Origin of the sequence: Actinoplanes sp. NPDC051343, from assembly GCF_044455125.1 — a bacterium.
GTDB lineage: Bacteria > Actinomycetota > Actinomycetes > Mycobacteriales > Micromonosporaceae > Actinoplanes.
Window position 1 is genome coordinate 40,724 of the sequence record NZ_JBITEL010000011.1, and the last position, 20,419, is coordinate 61,142.

The window sequence follows — 20,419 nt, forward strand, 5'->3', positions numbered from 1 at the left end:
AGGCTTGCCTAGAAGGAACGACGGGCCCTACGATGCCTGAGTAAGGGCACCTTACTAGAAGGAGTGAGCATGCTGCCGCACTGGGAGGAAACGCCGGCCGACCTGCCGGCCGCGATCCGCGAGATCAAGGCGGCGCTGCGGGCCCGCATCGCCGCCTCCGGGCGTTCGGTCGACGAGGTCTTCGCGGTCGTCGAGCGGCGCGTGCGCGCCGCCGCCGACGACATCGCGGCGGCGAAAGCCGACGGTCAGACCGTCTGGCCGGTCATCTCGTACGCCGACATCGCCGCCGGAACCGTGCCCGAGGAACAGCTCGCACTGCTCAAGAAGCGCGGCTGCCTGGTCGTCCGCGGCCACTTCGAGCGCGACCAGGCCTTGCGCTGGGACCGGCAGATCGTCGACTACGTCGAAGGCAACCACTTCTTCGAGAACTACCGCGGCCCGGGCGACGACTTCTTCGGCAGCGTCGGCTCCAAGCCCGAGATCTACCCGATCTACTGGTCAGCGGCCCAGATGGAGGCCCGGCAGAGCGTCCGCATGGCCGACGTCCAGTCCTTTCTCAACTCCCAATGGAAATACGATTCGGAAGGTCAGACCTGGTTCGACCCGGATCGCGACTCGCTCTACCCCGACCGCATCCGCCGGCGGCCCGAGGGTGCCGATTCGGCCGGGCTCGGCACGCACCTCGACCCGGGCACCCTCGACCTCTGGATGACCGCGGCCTATCAGAAAGCGTTCCGGCACCTGTTCGACGGCTCGGTCGAGCAGTACGACCCGTGGGACGCCGCCTACCGCACGGCCGGCCCGCAATACCCGGGTTCGACCATGTGCTCGGTCTTCCGTACCTTCCAGGGCTGGACTGCGCTCTCCGACATGGACCACGACCAGGGCGTGCTGCACACCGTGCCGATCCCCGAGGCGATGGCCTACCTGATGCTGCGGCCGCTGCTCGACGACGTGCCCGACGACGACATGTGCGGCGTCACGGTCAATCAGGTCTTCCCGGCCGGCAACAAGTGGCACCCCGACCTCATCGCCGCGCTGACCGGGATTCCCGACGTCAAAGCCGGCGACTCGGTCTGGTGGCACTGCGACATGATCCACAGCGTCGCCCCGGTCCAGGACCAGAAGGGCTGGGGCAACGTCATGTACATCCCGGCGGCGCCGTGGTGCCCGCGCAACGAGGCGTACGCCGTGAACGTGCGCGAGGCGTTCCTCAGCGGCGCGAGCCCCAGCGACTTCCCGGCCGAACACTACGAGAAGGACTGGCCGGACCGCTTCCAGCCGGCGCAGTTGAACGAGATCGGGCGGCGCGGCCTCAACTACACGTCAGCGTAGGCACCGCCCAGTCGCCGTGGTCGTTGCCGTTCCCGTCACCGCCGTCGCCGACGACGAGTTCGAGGGCCTGGGCGCCGGTGACGTCCACGTCGATCGCGGTGGCCTTGTCACCGCCGCGCAGGACGGGCGTCGTGACCAGGGACCGGCCGTCGGCGAGCACCTGGAAGGTCACCGTGCCGGCACCGTTCTGCTCGTCGTCGACGCCGACGTTCGCGGTCAGGCGGGTGCATTTGCCGCCCAGGTAGACCTGCACGTCGCTGACCGAGTTGGTGCCGAGGCCCCGGGCGTAGACCTGACCGGCGATCGTGATCGGCTTGCCGTCGCCGCCCGCCTGCTCGCCGTTGCTGGTGTCGCGCTCGACCGGGCCCCAGCCGTTGGTGGCGCTCAGGAACGGCAGGTCACTCACCGCGACCGGGCCGGCCGGTGGTGGCGCATAGTCACCGACGATCCGTTCGTCGGTGGCCGTCCCCCGGCGGCCGTGCAGCATGTAGGTGACCGTCGTCTTCAGGGCAGCGGTCGGCGGCTGGGCTCCCGTCGGCGGGGTTACCTGCCAGGTGAGCGGCGACTTGCGGACCACGGTCCATCCGGCCGGCGCGGTCAGCGTCGCGGACACGTGCGAGAGTCCGCGCGGGCCGTTCACCACCGTGGTCGCCGTGAACGGGGTGCCGGGCTGGACGCTGGACGGCACCTGGAGATTCGCGGTGACCTCGGGAGCGGGCGGCATGGCGTACTTCCGCGCGTCATAGCCCGGACTGGCCACATCGGCGACCCTCAAAGACGAGGCATAGCTGCCGTAGTTCGTCAGCGACACCTGACCGAGACCACCGGTCGAGCCGTCCAGGTTCCAGACCGCAACGGCGATCGTGTTGCGTCCGTCGGTGCGCAGAATGCCGTTCGGAATCGGGAAACTGTGCTGCGGGCCGAGGTAGTTGACGTAGTTGCCGACCATCCAGCCGTTCACGTACAGCTCGGCCCGGTAGCGGTGCGACGGGTCGTCGGCGACGGTCAGCCCGAGCGACGTGTCCTGTCCTTTCGGGAGGCGCAGATCGGCGGTCGTGCGATACCAGGAAACGCCGGGCGTGGTGTCGCGGTCGGGCAGCGTGACCGCATTCCAGCGACGGTCGTCGAATCCGGGCAGCTGCCATCCCGCCCGTTCACCGAACAGCCCACCGGTCGCCAGCGGCCCGCGCACCGGGTCGATCAGGTTCTCGCCCCCGCGTACGCCCTGAAGCCGCCAGGTGATCGGCGCGGTCGGCGCGCCGATCAGCGAGGCACCGGTCAGGCCGCGTGCCGCTTTGTTGCCGTTGCTCGAGTTGTAGTCCTCCTCGTGGCCCATGTTGACGGTCAGCACCGAGACGACGTTGTCGCCGCTGGTCTTCAACGCGCCGGCCGGGAACGGGAAATTGCCGCTGCCATTGGTCGAGCTGCCCAGGAACACACCGTTGAGCCAGGCCGAGAACGCCTGGGCGCCGCCGCCGGAATCCGAGCTGAGATGTACCCCGGTGACGCCGGCACTCGTCGGGAACCGGCCTCGATACCAGGTGCTACCGGTGTGGAATCCGTAGTCGTCGGCGTAGAGGACCGGAAGCGAGCCCGGCCCGGTGACGCTGAACGTGGTCGTCTTGTCGGCGACCGGCCAGGTCGAGTCGTCGAATCCGGGCTGCGCCTCCGGCGATTCGGCCTGGTGTTTCCAGTTGGTCAGGGCGGGCAGGGAAATCGGCGCGGCGGTCGGGATCCGGTTCGCCCGGACCACTGCGCCGTTCCACAGAACCGTGGCAGCCGAGCTGAACACCTCGATGTTCGGATCGGAGCCGTTGTCGCCGGTCAATTCGAGCACGCGGCCGCCCGCCAGGCTGGTCGCCGTTCGCAGCAGATGGGTGCCGCGCACCAGCACCGGGCCGTTCGCGGTGTCCTGGCGCCAGAACGTCTCGGCGGTCGGCTTGTCGGCGAGCAGGAGCAGCAGCGGCCTTTCCCCCGGTTCGGCGATCGTCACCCTGGTCAGCCCGCTGTGCGTGTAGTTGAGCCGCAGATCACCGGTCGCCGGGTCCCACGTCTGCTCGACCGTTCCCTGGACCGTGGGCTTCGCGGCGAAGTGCAGAACGGTCTCGCCGTCGGTGCCCGGGTCGCCGTAGAGAACGGCCACATCGTCCGGCCCGATCGCGGCCTGGGTCAGCAGTTCCGACGTCGAGTACTGCAGCTGGGTCCGGCCGAGCTTGGCGTCGGCCACGATCAGCTTGGAATCGCGGCCGTTCAGGGTGATCGCGGTGCCCGGCTTCTGCGGCACGGTCGGATAGACCGGCTCGGCGGTCGCGACGGCCGGCGGCAGATCGATCGCGTCGACCGGGACGAAATTGTCGGTCGATCCCGACGCGTGCGTGCCGGTCACGACGATCTTCAGGGTGTGCGGCCCGTCGGCGAGACCTTTCGCCTGGAAGAGAACGGCCTGCGCGGCGCCCCCGGAACAGTCCACGGTGGCCTGCTTGACGCCGTCGACGTAGACATCGGCGTACCCGTGGTTGTTGGTCTTCGATCCCATCCAGCGGATGGCGGTGCCGCTGAACGGAACGGTCAGCGAATCACCCGCGACGTTCGAGAACGACTCGGTGTTCTGGTAGTCGCTGCCGGTATAGCTCTGATTGGCCACGTGCGACCACGCGCCGGTGTATTGCAGGGCCGGATCGGCGTCGTCGTAGGTGTAGGACGTGGTGGCTCGCGCATTGAAGTCGATCGCGATGTGCGTCCGGTCGACAGCGGTCGACGTCGAGTCGTTGTGCCGCAAAACGTGGAACTGGGCGCCGGTGTCCGGGTTGCGCCGTGCATTGTCGACGATCGCCGCGTCGTCCGGCGGGGTCGTCGCGATGCGGTCGGTCTTCGTCAGATCCGGCATCGACTGGGTCAGATAGCCGATGAGCTTGTCCTGGTAGTACTTGGGATCCAGCTGGCGGGTCTCGCGAATGGCCGCGCCGTAGTCGTAGGACGTGTAGTTCTGCGGTTCGCCCAGCCAGCCCCAGTTGGTGCCGCCGTAGGTCATGTAGAAGCTCTGCGCGGTCGCACCCACCGCGATGTTGTTCTTGTAGAACACATTCGCGAACTGGTCATTGATCAACTGCGCGCACTTGTCGTAACCCGGCCCGCCCCACGGATCGAACGCGCCGCCCTGGAATTCCGGCGTATAGAGCGGCCGGCCCGCCGGATGGTCGTAGCTGAGATCCGGCACGCCGCGCCACACCGTCGGATTGGAGCAGTCGAAACCCTGGGGGTACGAGTCGGGACCGTCGATGTCGAGCTTACCGACCCCGTCGTTGAACGTGCCGTTGTTGTTACCGGTCAGCGGCACGGTGATGCCGTCGGCGCGGGCCTTGTCCTCGAGGTGCTGCATGTACTGGCGGCCGGCGGTGTTGCCGTTGTAGTACTCGTTCTCGACCTGATAGGCGATTACCGAGCCGGTGCCGTTGGTCAGCTGGTGACGGGCCAGGATCCGGTCGATCCGGGTGAGCCATTCATCGGCGTACGAAAGGAATTTGGGATCGTCGCTGCGGTTCTGCTCGTCCTTGGTGGTCAGCCAGCCGGGCAGTCCGCCGCCGTCGACCTCGGCGTTGATGTACGGCGCCGGGCGGGCGATGACGTAGAGGCCGGCCTGTTGCGCCATGTCGAGCAGCAAATCTACGTCGCGGACGCCGCTGAAGTCGTAGACCCCCGGGGCCGGCGAGTGATAGCCCCAGTCGAAGTAGAGCGAGGTGGCGTTGAAGCCGGCCGCCTTCATCTTCTGGAAGATGTCGAGCCAGAGGCTGGGGCTCGGCAACCGGAAGTAGTGGAACTCCCCTGACCACAGGTAGGTCCGCTTCCCGTCGACCAGGAACGAGTAGCCGTCGAAGGTGACGGCGTGTGCTTTCTTGACCGGTGGTGGTGATGAGGCGGCCGCCGGGAGCGGTGCCACCAGGAGTCCGAGCAGAAGGACGACCAACGCCCGCAACCAACGACCCATCGACGCCCCCACCACGAGTGAACACACACCGACAAGGTCGAACGATATCTTTCGATATTGATCGCCACAAGAACCCTGAGCGCTGTTGGCTTGCCCCGTCGGCTTTGTCCCCGGCTCGTCCCCGTCGGCTTGCCCGGGCGGCCTGTCCAGGCCGCCGCGTCAGAGCGTGCCGGCCGTGACCGCCCGGCCGCGGCCGGCTGCCTTCGCGCGGTAGAGGTTGTTGTCGGCCGCGCGCATCAGGGCGTCGACCTCGCGCGCCGGGCCGGCCGCCTGGCCCGCACTGACCCCCACCCGCAGGCCGGAGGCGATCTCCTCCCACGCGTACAGATTGACCGCGGTGATCACATCGGCGGCGATCGGTGGCACGTCGTGGCCCGGCGGAAGGTCGACCAGGAGCATGAACTCGTCGCCGCCGAGGCGTACGGCAAGATCGGTGGCGCGAATAGCGCCCTGCAGAATCGTGCCGATCACCCGGAGCACGTCATCGCCGACGCCGTGGCCGAAGGTGTCGTTGACCGCCTTGAAGTGGTCGACGTCGACCAGCACCACCGCCAGCCGTTCCCGGGGCTCGCGTCGCCGCAGCCGGGCCAGATGCCGCATCTCGGCGTGACGGTTGGCGACACCGGTGAGGGCATCGGCGTACGCCTGTCGGTTGAGCTGCTCGCCCTGCCGCAGCATGCGGGCGGCCGCGAGGCGGGTGCGGACCGCGCCGAGCACCGCGAGCCGGGTGTTCCAGCGCAGCTCGGCCAGGTGATGTGCCCAGCGCAGCGCCGCCACGTCCTGCGAGTGGGCCGCGGCCAGGCTCATCGCGAGCGTACGGATGCTCGGCTTGTAGTCGTCGAGCAGGCTCAGCGCCTGCTCGGCCAGGGCGGCCGCCTCGGCGAACTCGTCGCGGTCGTGGTGACCGACCGCGGCGGCCAGCAGAAGGCAGGCACGGTAGCCGGGCCACGTGCTGGCGGCCAGGCCGGCGAAGTGCTCCTGGCTGACCGCGGTCGGGCCGCCCGGCAGGTCGGCGACGTTAGCGATCACGTCGAGGAGGCGTTCGAGCGCGAGCATCTCCATCGCCCACAGGCCGGGCAGGTCGGCCCGCTCGGCCGTCGTCGGCCGGCTCGCGTCGGCGGCCACCCCACGGGCCCGGTCCCGGTCGCCGACCTCGAGAAGCGCGCAGGTCAGGGCCGTCGCGCCCTCGAGCCGGTTGACCACGAGAACGCGTCGGGTCATCGTGCGCACGCCGGCGACCTTGGCCGGGACCGGCAGGTCGAGCGAGGCAGCGGCCCGCGCGTACATCTCCTCCTCGAGCTCCCAGAGGTCGAGGCGGTGAAACACCTGGCCACACTCGACATAGGCCGCCTGCAGATCGACCGCGCGTACGCCGAGGCCGCCGTCCTCGGAGAAGAACGCGTCGTCGAGCATCGCGACCGCGCGGGCGACCAGATCGGTCGAGGCTTCGCCCGGTTCGTCGGAGTGTGCGTCCATCAGGAACAGGGCCCGCGCGGAGAGCGCCAGACCGATCAGAATGTCGTCGGCGGTCGCCTGAGCCGCGCCGATCATGGCGTCCGAGGCCTCACGAATCGCCGCGAGGTCGTCACCCTGGATGCTGCGGAACAGCAGGCGGCAGTGCAGGAGGGTCACCAGCACGTCGCCCCAGCCCGCCATCTCGGCCTCGTCGATCAGCCGGTCGAGCAGCTCCGGACGGGGCGCCACCTGCGTTTGCTCGATCAGGGCGTACGCCAGCAGCCGCGCGGAAAGCCGGTCCGGTGGTAAGCCGGCGACCTCCGCCCGGTCAATGGACACGTCGCTGATCATTCAGAGAGCCCCATCGCGGCGGGGAGTTGACCCGCTCTTTTCTAACAGATCGTGCCCAGGCGAGCACTCCCGTCTCGTCGGCGCCGGCTCAATGCCCATGCGCGAGGACCCGCGGTCGCCTCTCTCGTCGACGCCGGCTCAATGCCCATGCGCGAGGACGCGCGGGGTCGCCTCGAACTCGGGTATGGACCGGGCAACCGTCACCGTGCACGTCGGGCGACCGCACTCGCAGACGAACGGCCACGTCTGAGGCAGATCGGGCGTCCGGTGCGGCGAGGCCATCCAGCTCCGGATGTTGTCGGCGACGATCCGGTTCTCCCAGCGCCGGGCCGCGGCGACACCCGGGCCCGGCTCGGGCAGGCCACGGATCTCCCCGGCGATCTCCTCCGGCGTGCGGGTGCCGTCGACCGGGATGACCGGGAACCCTCGCGCCCGGGCCAGGGCGACGACCCGCTCGCCGAACAGCCGGTCCTTCTCGATCCGGTTCTCCAGCGCGCGGGCCGGCTCGGCGGTCGCCGGGAGCGGCCGCTGGAAAAGGACCGACCGTTGCCACTCCGGCGTGCCGACCAGGAAGAACGCACGGTCGCCGGCCGGGATCAGGTCGGGCAGCACCTGAGGGCCCTCGACGATCACCGGCGGGCGGGAAGGCAGGGCGTCGAGGTCGGCGACGACGAACGGCCACCTCTTGCGGGTCAGCGCCTCGAAGTCGGCCGCCTGCTCGGCCGGGGTCATGCCGAGCCATTGTTCGTCGGGCGTCGGCTCCTCGTCCGGCTCGCCAAGGCGCTGCGCGTGCTCGCCTTGGCGCCGCACATGCGAGTACCAAAAGGCGTCGATCGGGAACAGCCGCAGCCCGTGGCGAGCGGCCAGGATGCGCGTGACGGTCGATTTCCCGGACCCGGTGCTGCCGCCGATCCACGCCGTCGCCCGCGCCATGCGGTGACGCTAGCACTCTCGACTTAATCGACATTGGCCGACATTTCTCCGCCGGGCAGGCCCTTTACTGCCGCCCGCTGACCGCTCCCCCGGGCCCGCGGTGCGCGGGTGAGCGCGGCCTCGGTGGCGACGCCTTCCAGCTTGCCGGGGTTGGCGACCGCGTACATCCGTTGGATCTGGCCGTGCTCGACGGCCAGGCCGACCGCGGCGACCACCACGTCGTCGTCGCCCAGGAGCAGGAAGCCCGGAGCCCCGTTGAGCCAGGCGGGGGCGCCGACGACGTCTCGGGCGCCCCGCGACGTCAGGAACCGGACCAGACGCTCGGCACCGGTGATCGGCTTGCGGGCCGCGCCGGCCAGGCCACCGCCGTCGGAGACCAGCACGACGTCGGGCGCGAGTACATCCATCAGCCCTTGGACATCGCCCGTCGACAGCGCGGCCAGGAACCGGTCGACGACCGCACGCTGCTCGGCCCGGCTCACCTGCGTGCGCGGTCGCCGGGCCGCCACGTGCCGCCGGGCCCGGTGAGCGATCTGCCGCACCGCCGGCTCCGACTTGCCCACCGCGTCGGCGATCTCCTCATAGGGCACGTCGAACACCTCGCGCAGCACGAAGACCGCCCGCTCGGCCGGCAGCAGCGTCTCGAGCACGGTCAGCATCGCCATCGAGACGTTCTCGGCCAACTCGACGTCATCAGCCACGTCGGGGCTGGTCAGCAGGGGCTCGGGCAGCCACGGCCCGATGTAGTCCTCGCGGCGCCGGGCCACTGTGCGCAGTCGGTTGAGGGCCTGGCGGGTCACGATGCGTACGAGATAGGTGCGCGGGTCGCGCACCTCGGCGCGAGCGCCGTCGCGGAGCCCGGACCACCGCAGCCAGGTCTCCTGGACGACGTCTTCGGCATCGGCCGCCGACCCGAGCATCTCGTAGGCCACCGTGAAGAGCAGCCCCCGGTGCGTCACGAACGAGTCGTCGCTCATGCCGGGGACACGGCCATCGGTATGCGGGTGCCCAGCCATTACTTTTTTCCGCTCGTCGTTGTCGCTCGGGCATCAGGACACCGGCGGCCCCGGACCTGTGACACCCGAATCTCAAAATTCTTGGAGCCAATTCGGCTTGCGATGGCGCCATCATGATGCCAATATGGCGCCATGGATCTGATGCCCTACGTCGAGCTAGTGAGACGAGAGCTCGCAGCGGCCGCCGAGGCCGGCGGCGATGAAGCGCGGGCGCTGGCCGAGCGCCTCACCGCGCCGCTCGAGTCGGCGATCCGGCTGACGTTGATGGAGGCGCTCGCCGCGGCCGGTGCGGAGATCACCCGCGAGATGGCGCCCGGGTCGGTCTGGGTCCGGCTCAACGGGCGCGACCCCGACTTCGTCGTGACCCTGCCGCCGCCCGCCGCCCCGGCGCAGCCCGAACCCGAGCCGGAACCGGTCGTCGACGAGAAGGGCGCCACCTCGCGGATCAACCTGCGCCTGCCCGAGGAGATCAAGGCCCGGGTCGAAGAGGCCGCGGCCCGCGAGCACGTGTCGGTCAACTCGTGGCTGCTGCGTGCGGCGACCGCGGCGCTCCCCGGCAACCGCGCGACCATCGGCCGCACACACGGCGGCGGCGACAACTTCCAGGGCTGGGCCCGATGACGACCGCACCGAGCAGGAGGAGCACGATGCCCACATTCGACAGCCCCGGGCCGATCACCGCCCGCCTCCAGTTCAGCATGGTGATCGCCAACGTCCGGGTTGTCGCCGAGCCTCGGTCCGACGTCGAGGTCGAGGTGACGCCGGTCGACCCCGGCCGCAAGGCCGACGTACGGGTCGCCGAGCAAACGAAGATCGAGTTCGCCGACGGCATCCTCACCGCTCGCGCGCCGAGGCTGGGCTCGCTGCTCACCCGCACCGGCGCGGTGGACGTCCATTTGCGCATGCCCGAGGGTTCAGGCCTCACCGGCGAGACGGCCATGGGAGAAATTGTCACCGAGGGGCCGCTGGGCGAGGTGCGCTTCAAGGCGGCGTACGGCGATGTCCGCATCGCGAAGGCGGAGACTGTCCACCTGCGCTGCTCGAGCGGTGACGTCAGCGTCGGGGAAGCCGGGTCGGCCGAGGTCGTGGCCACCAACGGCGGCGTCGACATCGGGCGCGTGGACGGGCCGGTCAAAGTCAGCAACGGCAACGGCGGCAGCCGCATCGGCGAGGCCTCCGGAGAGATCGAGGTCAACGGAGCCAACGGTGTTGTCACCATCGACCGGGCGCTCGGCGACGTGGTGGCTCGTAACGCCAACGGCCGGATCGAGATCGGCGAAGTGGTCCGCGGGACGGTGACGATGACAACGGCGGCCGGTTCGCTCGAGGTGGGCGTACGCGAGGGCAGCGCGGCCTGGCTCGACCTCAACACGGTGGCGGGCAAGGTGCGCAACGAGCTGCTGGTCGGCGGGGCGCCGGCCGACGGGGAAAACTCCGTGACGATCCGGGCCCGCACGCACGTCGGCAACATCGTCGTCCGGAGGGCGGGATGAACGCGGTCGAGACGGTCGGGCTGACCAAGGCGTACGGCAAGAAGGTCGTTCTCGACGGCCTGGACCTGACCGTGCCGGCCGGGACGGTGTTCGCCCTGCTCGGGCCGAACGGCGCAGGGAAGACCACAGCGGTCCACATCCTGTCGACCTTGATCCGCGCCGATTCCGGCCAGGCGCGGGTGGCCGGGCACGACGTCGTCGGGGAGCCCGACGCGGTGCGCGACGCCATCGCGCTGACCGGCCAGTTCGTGGCGGTCGACGGGCTGTTCACCGGCGAGGAAAACCTGCGCCTGATGGCCGACCTGCGTCACCTTTCTCCGGCGGCCGGCCGCAAGCGGACCACCGAGCTGATCGAACGGTTCGACCTCGCCGAGGCCGCGCGCAAGCCGGTGATGACCTGGTCGGGGGGCATGCGGCGGCGGCTGGACCTGGCGATGACGCTAGTCGCTTCACCGAAGGTGGTCTTCCTCGACGAGCCGACGACCGGTCTCGACCCACGCAGCCGCCGGGCGGTCTGGGAGATGATCCGCGACCTCGTGCAGGGTGGCGTGACCCTGTTCCTGACCACCCAATACCTTGAGGAGGCCGACCAGCTGGCCGACCGGGTCGCCCTGCTCGACCACGGGCGGCTCGTCGCCTCGGGTACGCCCGAGGAGCTCAAACGCCTCGTGCCCGGTGGTCACGTCGAGTTGAGGTTCGCCTCGCCCGCCGACCTCGACGACGCGGCGGCCCTCCTGCCGTCGGCCACGGCGGAGATCTCCGCACTGGCCCTGCGAGTTCCCGGCGAGGCCACGCCGACCGCGCTGCGCGACCTGCTGAACCGGCTCGGCGACGTGACGCCCGCTCAGGTCAGCCTGCACTCCCCCGACCTCGACGACGTCTTCCTGACCCTTACCGGCCGACCTCAGGAGGTCCCACGATGACCACGACGGCGTACGCGGTCCGCGACACCCGCACCATGCTGCGACGCAACCTGCGGCGGATGCGGCGCTACCCGTCGATGACGATGATGCTGATCGGGATGCCGGTCATCTTCCTGATGCTCTTCGTCTTCGTGCTGGGCGGCACGCTCGGCGCCGGTCTGACCGCGGGCGGCGGCCGCGCGCAGTACGCCGACTACGTGACGCCCGGCATCCTGCTGCTCAGCATCGCCAGCAGCGCGGCGGGCACCGCGGTCACGATCGCGATGGACATCAAAGAGGGCATCATCGCGCGTTTCAAGACCATGGCGATCTTCCGACCGTCGGTGCTGACCGGTCACGTCACCGCGAACGTGCTGCAGACGATGTTCGGCGTGCTCGTCCTCCTCTTGGTCGCGCTGGCGATCGGCTTCCGTCCCACCGCAACGCCGCTGGAGTGGCTCGCCGCAGCCGGCCTCCTGCTGGCGGTCACCATCGCCATCACCTGGCTGGCGGTGACCAGCGGGCTGGCCGCCAAGACGGTCGAGACGGCCAGCAACTGGCCACTTCTGCTTCTGCTCTTCCCGTTCCTGGGAAGCGGCTTCGTGCCCACCGCCTCGATGCCGGGCGGACTGCGCTGGTTCGCGGAATACCAGCCGTTCACGCCCATGATGGAAACGCTGCGCGGACTCCTGCTCGGCACCGGCGTCGGCCATAACGGCTGGCTGGCGCTCGCCTGGTGTGTGGTGCTGACCGCGTTCGGCTACGGCTGGGCGCGCAGGCTCTACAACCGCGATCCGCGTTAGGTCGGCCTCATATGGGTCGGCACGGGCGTCCCCTATGCCACGAACCGCACGCCGGCCCAACTCGGAAGGCCGGCTCGGCGCGCCGCGGCCTCAAGTGGGGTCTGGTGGGCGCAGGCGGTCGCGGAGTTCGCGGCAGCGGGCCAGCCAGCCTCTTTCGGAAGTGGGGGTCAGGCAGCGGTCCAATACTGCTGCTGCCTCGGCGGTCAAGCCGGCCTGGCGGATTTCGTCCTCTGCTGCCTCCAGGGCGTCGGCCAGGCGGCGGCGGGTGCCGATCTCGGTGACGTCGAGTGACTCGAAGGACTGGAGGGCGGCGGCTATGTCCATCTGTGTGAGGACCGGGATCAGGCGGCGTAGCAGGCCGACGTCGTCCGAGTGGTTGGCGATCTCTACGCAGTGGTCGAAGAAGTCGCGGTCGGCCTCGTCGTCGGCCATCAGGTCGGGCAGGAGCTGGACGGTCAGGCGCTGCACGCCCTGCTCGGTGCTCGCCAGCAGGGCGCGGACCGTGTCCTCGCCGGCGGCACGCCGGTCCGCCAAGGCTCGGATTGCCCGCTTGCGACTTGTCTTCTCCTCGGTTTCGTCGAGGGCCAGCTCGGTCAGGGCGACCAGATCCGCCATCCCGAGACGGGCCGGAAGGTGCAGCAGCCGGGCCGCCGCCGCACGCCGGTTCCGTTTCTCCTGCTGGTTGAGGAGGAGCGTGAACAAGGCCGTCAGCTGGTGGCGAAGCTCCTCGCCGAAAGTGCCGTAGCCGAAGGACGCGATCGTCATCTGGAGCTGCTCGGACTCCAACTCGGACAGGAGGTCGACCAGCTCGCGCTCGTTAGGGTCGGTGATCGCTGACCGGTCGCTGATCGCGGTGCGCAACGTCAGGTATTTCTGGCGGGTCTCGTTGAGGCAGAGGACCAGGAACGGTTTGCCCGCGGCCAACGCCCGGCGCAGCTCAGTCTTCCACGTGATCTCGCCGTATCGCTCGACGATGGCGAAGACGCACAGGTCGGCCCGCTCCACCGTGTACGCCGAGTTCTCCTGCCAGCTCGACTGGGCGTTGTTCAGGTGCAGGATGTGCCCGGACACGAAGTGCCACGGTTCGCCGCCGAAGGCCAGCACCGTCCGGGTGAACTCCTCACGCAGGCGCTCGGTGTCCGCGGCGCCGCACAGCATGATCTTCAGCATCAGGAGACGTCGATGTCGAGGGCGTGCCGGTAGAGGGCCGGGTTGCCGCCGGACCGCTCGATCGCCGTGGTGAGGGCGCGGAGGCGGTGGTGCCGCGCGATCTGCCGGTGGGTCCCGGCCGGCCCGCGCGGATCGCCGTCGGCGCCGGGGAACCAGACGTGCGGAATTCCCCGCGGATCGCCGCCGCCGACGCGGAAGGACTCGGTGCCGCCGCGGTGCTGGAGGACCACCTCGTCCAGCACGTAACCGCGCACGGTTCCCCGGCGATGCCAGGCCTCGGTGACCAGGTCACGGTGATCGACGATCCAGTTCGCCCGTACGCCGAACACGCCGAGCCTGAGGCAGTAGCTGGCCTCGCCGCTGACCAGCAGGTAGTGGCCGCGCCGGGAGCCACGGAAGAAGTTGGCGAACAAAGGGTCCTCCTCGTGCTCGAAGACGACCCCCATCATCTTGGCGCGCTTGCCGCCGAGGAAGAGTCCGTTGCCCCGCGCGAACTCGGCCTCGAATTCGTCCCACCCCATGCGGCCACTATCGGCGGCACCTGGCGGGTCGTCATCAGCCGACCGGCCGACGCAGTCCGGGTGACGAGATTCCTGCAATCGTTTGCAGCGTCTGAGCCGGCTGCTCACAAAAGATCATGATCGATGTATTGACACGGGTTGGAAATGGATTTCAAACTGGCCCGCATGGCAGTGACGATCAAAGATGTGGCGCGCGCCGCCGGCGTGTCCGCGTCGACCGTCACGCGGGCGCTGTCGAATCCCGAGATGGTCAACCTGGCGACTCGGGAACGGGTGCGGCAGACCGCCGCCGCGCTCGGCTACCAGCCCAACCGGGCCGCCCGGGGGCTGATCACCGGGCGTACGGGAAACCTCGGCCTGCTCGTCCCCGACCTGGCCAACCCGTTCTTCCCCAGCATCGTCAAGGGCGTGCAGGCGCGGGCCCACGAGGCCGATTACGCGGTCTTCCTGGTCGACACCGACGAGGACGCCACCGCCGAGGCCGGGCTGGTGAGCAAACTGTCCAAGCAGGTCGACGGCCTGATCCTCTGCTCGCCGCGGATGGCCGAGGACGAGTTGCGCACGATCCTCGGCGAGACCCCGGTCGTGCTGATCAACCGCCGCGTCGGCCGGGTGCCTTCGGTCACGCCGGCCTTCACCGACGCCATGCGCCAGGCGGTCAGCCACCTGACCGCGTTGGGTCACCGCCGGATCGCGTACGTCGCCGGCCCGCGGAGCAGCTGGGCGAATCGTGAGCGGGTCCGGGCGCTGCGCGCCGTCGTCGCACAGGGACACGTCGACCTGGTCGAGATCGGCAACGTGATGCCACAGTTCCCGGGTGGGGTGGCCGCCGCCGACCAGGTGCTGGCGGCCGATGTCACCGCGGTGATCGCCTACAACGACCTGGTCGCCCTCGGCCTGCTGCACCGGTTCGCCGCCCGCGGCGTGGCCGTGCCGGCCGACATCAGCCTGCTCGGCTTCGACGACATCGCCCTGGCCGAGATGGTCCACCCGTCCCTGACCACCGTCGCCCTTCCCAAGGAGCAGGCCGGCCGGGCCGCCGTCGACCTGCTCCTGCAACTTCTGGAACAACCGGACCGCGCCGGCGCGGCCCGTCGCGAGCTGCCCGTCCAGCTGATGGTGCGCGGCTCAACCGGTCCCACCAGCGCGAAACGGACCGCCGAAGCCCCGCACCGGAAGCGAGACAGCCCACCGATGTAAAGCCAAACCTGGCTCGCCACCCCGCCAGAGAGAAGGCAGCAATGAAACGAAGGACTCTCCTCACCACCGCCGCAGTCGTCCTTACCGGAGCCGGAACCGCCGCCTGCGGCGCCCCCGACAAGCCCGGTGGAGGCGGCGGCAGCAAGACCGACGGCCCGGTGCCCGACAAGCCCGGCAAGGCGGTCACTCTCAACATCCTCGACGTGGCCGGCAATCTGCAGCTGACGCAGGGCATGATCGATCAGTTCTCGGGGCAGAACAAGGATCAGATCGCCAAGGTGACGTACTCCAAGGCGACCGCCCCGGAACTGGTCGGCAAGATCAAGGCGCAGCAGAACGCGAACCGGGTCGACATCTCGCTGGTCCTGACCGGGGTCGACGGCCTGGCCGCCGGCATCGACCAGAACCTGTGGACCCCGCTGCTGCCGACCTATCAGAGCCGCCTGCCGGGCATGAGCAACTACCTGGAGGGCGCGGCCGCGATGCAGAAGCTGGCCGGCGACTTCGGGGTGACGGTCACCTATTACCCGAGTGGGCCGCTGATCGAGTTCCTGCCGGCCAAGGTGCCGGCCCCGCCGAAGACCGCCGACGCGCTGCTGGCCTGGGCCAAGGCCAACCCGGGCGGTTTCCAGTACGCCCGCCCCTCCAACTCGGGCCCCGGCCGGACGCTGCTGATGGGCCTGCCCTATCTGCTGAAGGATCAGGACCCGAAGGACCCGGTCAACGGCTGGGCGAAGACCTGGGCCTACCTGGCCGAGCTCAACAAGTACGTCACGCTCTACCCGTCGACCACTTCGGACACCATGAAGAACCTGGCCAACGGCTCGGCGAAGATCATCGCCAGCACGACCGGGTGGGACATCAACCCCCGGGTGCTCGGCACGGTGCCCAAGGAGGCCGCGATCGGCACCCTGGAAGGCTTCCACTGGGTGACCGACGCGCACTACGCGGTCATCCCGAAGGGTGTCGACATCAACCAGCAGGCCGCGATCCTCAACCTGCTCAAGGACATGCTGACCCCGCAGCAGCAGGCCAAGGCGTACGACAAGGGCTACTTCTACCCCGGCCCGGCGGTCAAGGACGTGACGATCGCGATGGCGCCGGCCGAGAGCCAGCAGGCCATCAAGGACTACGGCCGCCCGGAATACGAGCAGCTCATCGCCGGCAACCCGCTCGAGGTGCCGCTGGACGCGAAGTCGCTGGTGGCCGCCTTCGACAAGTGGGACCGGGAAATCGGCGGCGCCAAGGTGAAGAAGTGACCGAATTTCAGCAGCTGAGGCTCGATGGCGTCTCGCGTCGCTTCGGCGGCAAGGACGCGCTGACGGGTCTGAGCCTGACGATCGAGCGGGGTGAGTTCATCGCCCTGCTCGGTCCGTCCGGTTGCGGCAAGTCGACCGCGCTGAACTGCCTGGCCGGCCTGCTGCCGTTGTCCGAGGGCAGCATCTGGCAGGACGAGCAACGCCTCGACACGCTGCCGCCCGAGCGGCGCGGCTTCGGCATGGTCTTCCAGAGCTACGCGCTGTTCCCGCACCTGTCGGTGCGTAGGAACATCTCGTTCGGCCTGCAGATGCGCCGGGTGCCGCGGGCCGAGGTGAAGCGACGAACCGACGAGGCGATCCGGCTGGTGAAGCTGGAGGAGCACGCCCGCAAACTGCCCGGCCAGCTGTCCGGCGGCCAGCAGCAGCGGGTCGCGATCGCCCGCGCGGTCGTGCTCGAACCCTCGCTGGTGCTGATGGATGAACCGCTGTCCAATCTTGATGCCAAGCTGCGCCTGGAGATGCGCACCGAGATCCGCCGCCTCCACCAGTCGCTGGGTCTGACCACCGTCTACGTCACCCACGACCAGGAGGAGGCGCTGTCGATGGCCGACCGTCTGGTGGTGCTGCGCGACGGCCGGGTGCAGCAGGTCGGCACGCCGGAGGAGCTGCACACGCGTCCGGCCAACCGGCACGTCGCGGACTTCATGGGCTACCGCAACCTGCTGCCGATGACGGTCGCCGAGGCGACCGAGGCGTCGGTCACCCTCGAGGGATCCGGTTTCCGCTTGCGGGGTACGCCGGTGGGCAGCGTCGGAGTCGGCGACGAGGTGATCGCCGCGATCCGTCCCGAAGACCTGCTCCCGGGCGAGGACGGCGTGCCCGCGACCGTCGACGTGGTCGAATATCAGGGCCGCGAACTGGCCGTCGAGGCCCGCACCGAATCGGGCGTCGCCCTGCATCTGCGGGCCGCCGAGCGGCCCTCCCCCGGCGACAAGATCACGGTCACCGCCGACCCGGCCCGCGTCCTGGTGTTCCGGCCATGACGGCCGCCGCGGAAAAGCCGTCGACGAGGCTCGCGCTGCGGCACCGGCTGGCCGAGCGCGGCATCGATCGGCAGCTGCTGCTTCTCGCGCCGGCGCTGCTGGCCGTGCTGATGCTGTTCGTCTACCCGTTCGCCTATGGGGTCGGGCTGTCGTTCCAGCCGTCGCACGGCGGCACCCTCGGGGCCTATCGCGACTTCTTCAGCGACGCCTATCAGCGCGACACCATCTGGACGACGCTGAAACTGTCCCTGCCGGCCGCGCTCCTCAACGTGGCGGCCTCGGTTCCCATCGCGTACCGGATGCGGGGAAGGTTCCGCGGCAAGCGGATCCTGACGACGGTCCTGGTTGTTCCGATCACGCTCGGGACCGTGCTGACGGCCGAGGGCCTGCTCAACTTCCTCGGGCCGACCGGGTGGTTCAACCGGGTGCTCATGGGCATCGGGCTGACCGATCATCCGCTCCGGCTGACCAACAACTACTGGGGTGTGTTCTTCTCGCTGGTCATCACCGGCTTCCCGTTCGCGTTCCTGCTGATTCTCTCCTACCTGTCGGGCATCGACCCGACGCTGGAGCGGGCGGCGGCGACGCTCGGGGCGGGCTGGGGGCAGCGGTTCCTGCGGATCACGCTGCCGCTGCTCGCACCGGGCCTGGCCACGACGTTCTGCCTGACTTTCGTCCTCGCGTTCAGCGTCTTCCCGTCGGCGGTGCTGGTCGGCGACCCGGCCGGAAGCACCCGGGTCATCTCGATCGCCGCCTACCACGCCGCCTACGAGGTCTACGACTACGCGCTGGCCAGCGCCATCGCGGTCGTCATGGGCATCGTCGAGCTCCTGGTCGTCGCGGCCGTGCTGGGCGTGCGCTCGCTGTTCTACACCGGATCGACGGGAGGAAAGGGATGAGAAGCCGCAAGATCGTGGGCTCCCCCGGCGCCTGGATCGTCTGGGGCGTCGTCATCTTCTTCTTCGTCAACCTGGCCGGGCTGATCGGCTCGGTCCTGGTGAGCTCGTTCGGCAGCCGCTGGTTCGACACGTGGCTGCCGCAGAGCTGGACCACGCAGTGGTACGGCCAGGCCTGGCACGAGTTCACGCTGCTCCAGGTGCTGATCGTGACCATCGAGGTGTCGCTGCTCGTGGTCGTGATCTCGGTGCTTGTGGGGGTCCCCGCGTCGTACGTCCTGGCGCGCCGGACCTTCCCGGGCCGGCGCGTCCTCTATCTGCTCTTCCTCCTGCCGATCCTGATGCCACCGATCACCTACGGCATCCCGCTGGCCACCGTGCTCTACAAGTACGGCTTCGCCGGGCATATGAGCGGCGTCGTGCTGGCCAACCTGGTGCCGTCGATACCGTTCGTGATCCTGACGATGACGCCGTTCATCGAGCAGGTCGACCCGGCGATCGAGCGCGCGGCCCGGATGTGCGGCGCCCGCACCTGGCAGGTCTTCCTGCGCATCCTGGCGCCGCTACTGGTGCCGGGCATCCTGGCCGCGTCGATCCTGGTGCTGGTACGCACGGTCGGCATGTTCGAGCTGACGTTCCTGACCGCCGGGCCCGACTCGCAGACGCTGGTCGTGGCGCTCTACTACACGATGTCGGCGGCCGGCATCCGCGCTCAGCAGTCGGTCGACGCGATGGCCGTCATGTACACCGCGATGATGCTGGTCCTCCTGGTGATCGCCCTGCGGTTCGTCAACCCGACCCAGCTGGTGGCCCGGGTCAAGGAGGACGTCGATTGAGGATCTCCTCGGCGCGGGTCATCGTCACGTGCCCCGGCCGGAACTTCGTCACGCTCAAGATCGAGACCGACGAGGGACTGACCGGGGTCGGCGACGCCACGCTCAACGGCCGCGAGCTCGCCGTCGCCGCCTACCTGAACGAGCACGTGCTCCCGGCGTTGATCGGGCGTGACCCGGCGCGCATCGAGGACACCTGGCAGTACCTCTATCGCGGCGCCTACTGGCGGCGCGGCCCGGTCACGATGAGCGCGATCGCCGCGGTGGACACCGCGCTCTGGGACATCAAGGGCAAGGTCGCCGGCCTGCCGGTCTATCAGTTGCTCGGTGGGCGATCGCGGGACGGGGTCACCGTCTACGGCCACGCGAACGGCGCTACCGTCCCGGAGTTGCTCGAGTCGGTGGCCGGTTTCGTGGCGCGCGGTTACCGGGCCGTCCGCATCCAGGCCGCCGTACCCGCTTCGGAGATATCCGATACATACGGTGTTTCGGCGGCGCCGATCTACGAACCCGCGTCCTCGGCCATCCCGGCCGAGGCGGTCTGGTCGACACCCGCCTACCTCCACCACATCCCGTCGGTCTTCGCCGCGGTCCGGGCGGAATTCGGCCCGGCGCTGCGGCTTCTGCACGACGTTCACCACCGGCTGACCCCGATCGAGGCCGCGCGGCTGGGCCGCGCGCTCGAGCCGTACGCGCTGACGTGGCTGGAGGATCCGGTCCCGGCCGAACTGCAGGACGGGTTCCGGCTGATCCGGCAGCACACGACCACGCCGATCGCGGTCGGCGAGGTGTTCAACTCGATCTGGGACTGTGAGCAGCTGATTCGCGAGCAGCTCATCGACTATGTGCGGGCGACCGTCGTGCACGCGGGCGGCCTCACCCACTTGCGGCGCATCTTCGACCTGGCCGCCCTGCACCACGTACGCACCGGCTCGCACGGCGCCACCGACCTGTCGCCGGTCAGCATGTCGGCCGCCCTGCACCTCGACCTGGCCATCCCCAACTTCGGACTGCAGGAGTACATGGCGCACGCGCCGGAGACCGATGCCGTCTTCCCGCACGGCTACCGCTACGAGGGCGGCTACCTGCATCCGTCCGAGGAGCCCGGGCTGGGCGTGGACATCGACGAGGACGAGGCCGCCCGGTATCCCTACCGGGCGGCCTCCCTTCCCGTCGCCCGCCTCGAGGACGGGACCATGCACAACTGGTGAGCCGAGTGACGGA

At 69.4% G+C, this 20,419-nt stretch carries 17 protein-coding genes; 11 read left to right on the forward strand and 6 right to left on the reverse strand.

Going from position 1 to position 20,419, the window contains the following annotated elements:
- Positions 1–69 precede the first annotated feature (69 nt).
- Positions 70–1,335 (forward strand): YbiU family protein, encoded by a 1,266-nt coding sequence (locus ACIA5C_RS32340; protein WP_396061709.1) that lies wholly within the window; start codon positions 70–72, stop codon positions 1,333–1,335.
- Here the strand turns inward: ACIA5C_RS32340 and ACIA5C_RS32345 are convergent.
- The 4 genes from ACIA5C_RS32345 to ACIA5C_RS32360 all read right to left on the reverse strand — a co-directional run bounded on the left by ACIA5C_RS32345 (position 1,316) and on the right by ACIA5C_RS32360 (position 9,036).
- On the reverse strand, positions 1,316–5,320 hold the full coding sequence (locus tag ACIA5C_RS32345; protein WP_396061712.1) for a beta-galactosidase: 4,005 nt from the start codon (positions 5,318–5,320) through the stop codon (positions 1,316–1,318). The genes ACIA5C_RS32340 and ACIA5C_RS32345 overlap by 20 nt on opposite strands.
- Positions 5,321–5,479: 159 nt before the next feature.
- Positions 5,480–7,114 carry a GGDEF domain-containing protein gene (locus ACIA5C_RS32350; RefSeq protein WP_396061715.1) on the reverse strand — a complete coding sequence of 545 codons (1,635 nt, stop codon included), beginning with the start codon at positions 7,112–7,114 and terminating at the stop codon, positions 5,480–5,482.
- Between the two features lie 150 nt (positions 7,115–7,264).
- Positions 7,265–8,059, reverse strand: coding sequence for a hypothetical protein (locus tag ACIA5C_RS32355; RefSeq protein ID WP_396061718.1), 795 nt, complete (start codon positions 8,057–8,059; stop codon positions 7,265–7,267).
- 23 nt (positions 8,060–8,082) lie between these two features.
- Positions 8,083–9,036 (reverse strand): RNA polymerase sigma-70 factor, encoded by a 954-nt coding sequence (locus ACIA5C_RS32360; protein ID WP_396061722.1) that lies wholly within the window; start codon positions 9,034–9,036, stop codon positions 8,083–8,085.
- Positions 9,037–9,207: 171 nt separating this feature from the next.
- Between ACIA5C_RS32360 and ACIA5C_RS32365 the strand changes: the two genes are divergently transcribed.
- From ACIA5C_RS32365 to ACIA5C_RS32380, 4 genes are read left to right on the forward strand one after another with little or no spacing between them, the layout of a single operon-like run.
- Positions 9,208–9,696 (forward strand): toxin-antitoxin system HicB family antitoxin, encoded by a 489-nt coding sequence (locus ACIA5C_RS32365; RefSeq protein WP_396061725.1) that lies wholly within the window; start codon positions 9,208–9,210, stop codon positions 9,694–9,696.
- Between the two features lie 26 nt (positions 9,697–9,722).
- A complete protein-coding gene (locus tag ACIA5C_RS32370; RefSeq protein ID WP_396061728.1) occupies positions 9,723–10,568 on the forward strand; it encodes a DUF4097 family beta strand repeat-containing protein in 846 nt (281 codons plus the stop codon).
- Positions 10,565–11,491, forward strand: a complete 927-nt coding sequence (locus ACIA5C_RS32375; RefSeq protein WP_396061731.1) for an ATP-binding cassette domain-containing protein — start codon at positions 10,565–10,567, stop codon at positions 11,489–11,491. The genes ACIA5C_RS32370 and ACIA5C_RS32375 overlap by 4 nt, the downstream gene beginning before the upstream one ends.
- Positions 11,488–12,273: an ABC transporter permease gene (locus tag ACIA5C_RS32380; protein ID WP_396061734.1), complete on the forward strand. Its 786-nt coding sequence runs from the start codon at positions 11,488–11,490 to the stop codon at positions 12,271–12,273. The genes ACIA5C_RS32375 and ACIA5C_RS32380 overlap by 4 nt, the downstream gene beginning before the upstream one ends.
- A gap of 90 nt (positions 12,274–12,363) precedes the next feature.
- Here ACIA5C_RS32380 and ACIA5C_RS32385 read toward each other — a convergent pair whose 3' ends face one another.
- Together ACIA5C_RS32385 and ACIA5C_RS32390 are read right to left on the reverse strand one after the other, a co-directional pair.
- Entirely contained in the window at positions 12,364–13,443 is a 1,080-nt protein-coding gene (locus ACIA5C_RS32385; RefSeq protein ID WP_396061737.1) for a hypothetical protein, read from the reverse strand.
- A complete protein-coding gene (locus ACIA5C_RS32390; RefSeq protein ID WP_396061740.1) occupies positions 13,443–13,964 on the reverse strand; it encodes a hypothetical protein in 522 nt (173 codons plus the stop codon). Before ACIA5C_RS32390 ends, ACIA5C_RS32385 begins: the two co-directional genes overlap by 1 nt.
- A gap of 165 nt (positions 13,965–14,129) precedes the next feature.
- Between ACIA5C_RS32390 and ACIA5C_RS32395 the strand changes: the two genes are divergently transcribed.
- The 6 genes from ACIA5C_RS32395 to manD are packed head-to-tail and all read left to right on the forward strand — an operon-like array spanning position 14,130 to position 20,406.
- Positions 14,130–15,164: a LacI family DNA-binding transcriptional regulator gene (locus ACIA5C_RS32395; protein ID WP_396061743.1), complete on the forward strand. Its 1,035-nt coding sequence runs from the start codon at positions 14,130–14,132 to the stop codon at positions 15,162–15,164.
- A 41-nt stretch (positions 15,165–15,205) separates the two neighbouring features.
- The gene (locus ACIA5C_RS32400) at positions 15,206–16,423 is read left to right on the forward strand and encodes an extracellular solute-binding protein (protein ID WP_396061745.1); all 1,218 of its coding nucleotides are present in this window, start codon (positions 15,206–15,208) and stop codon (positions 16,421–16,423) included.
- On the forward strand, positions 16,420–17,466 hold the full coding sequence (locus tag ACIA5C_RS32405; RefSeq protein WP_396061748.1) for an ABC transporter ATP-binding protein: 1,047 nt from the start codon (positions 16,420–16,422) through the stop codon (positions 17,464–17,466). Before ACIA5C_RS32400 ends, ACIA5C_RS32405 begins: the two co-directional genes overlap by 4 nt.
- Positions 17,463–18,365, forward strand: a complete 903-nt coding sequence (locus tag ACIA5C_RS32410) for an ABC transporter permease (RefSeq protein WP_396061752.1) — start codon at positions 17,463–17,465, stop codon at positions 18,363–18,365. Before ACIA5C_RS32405 ends, ACIA5C_RS32410 begins: the two co-directional genes overlap by 4 nt.
- Positions 18,362–19,198: an ABC transporter permease gene (locus tag ACIA5C_RS32415; protein ID WP_396061755.1), complete on the forward strand. Its 837-nt coding sequence runs from the start codon at positions 18,362–18,364 to the stop codon at positions 19,196–19,198. The genes ACIA5C_RS32410 and ACIA5C_RS32415 overlap by 4 nt, the downstream gene beginning before the upstream one ends.
- Positions 19,195–20,406, forward strand: a complete 1,212-nt coding sequence (gene manD, locus ACIA5C_RS32420; protein WP_396061758.1) for a D-mannonate dehydratase ManD — start codon at positions 19,195–19,197, stop codon at positions 20,404–20,406. Before ACIA5C_RS32415 ends, manD begins: the two co-directional genes overlap by 4 nt.
- Positions 20,407–20,419: the final 13 nt, after the last annotated feature.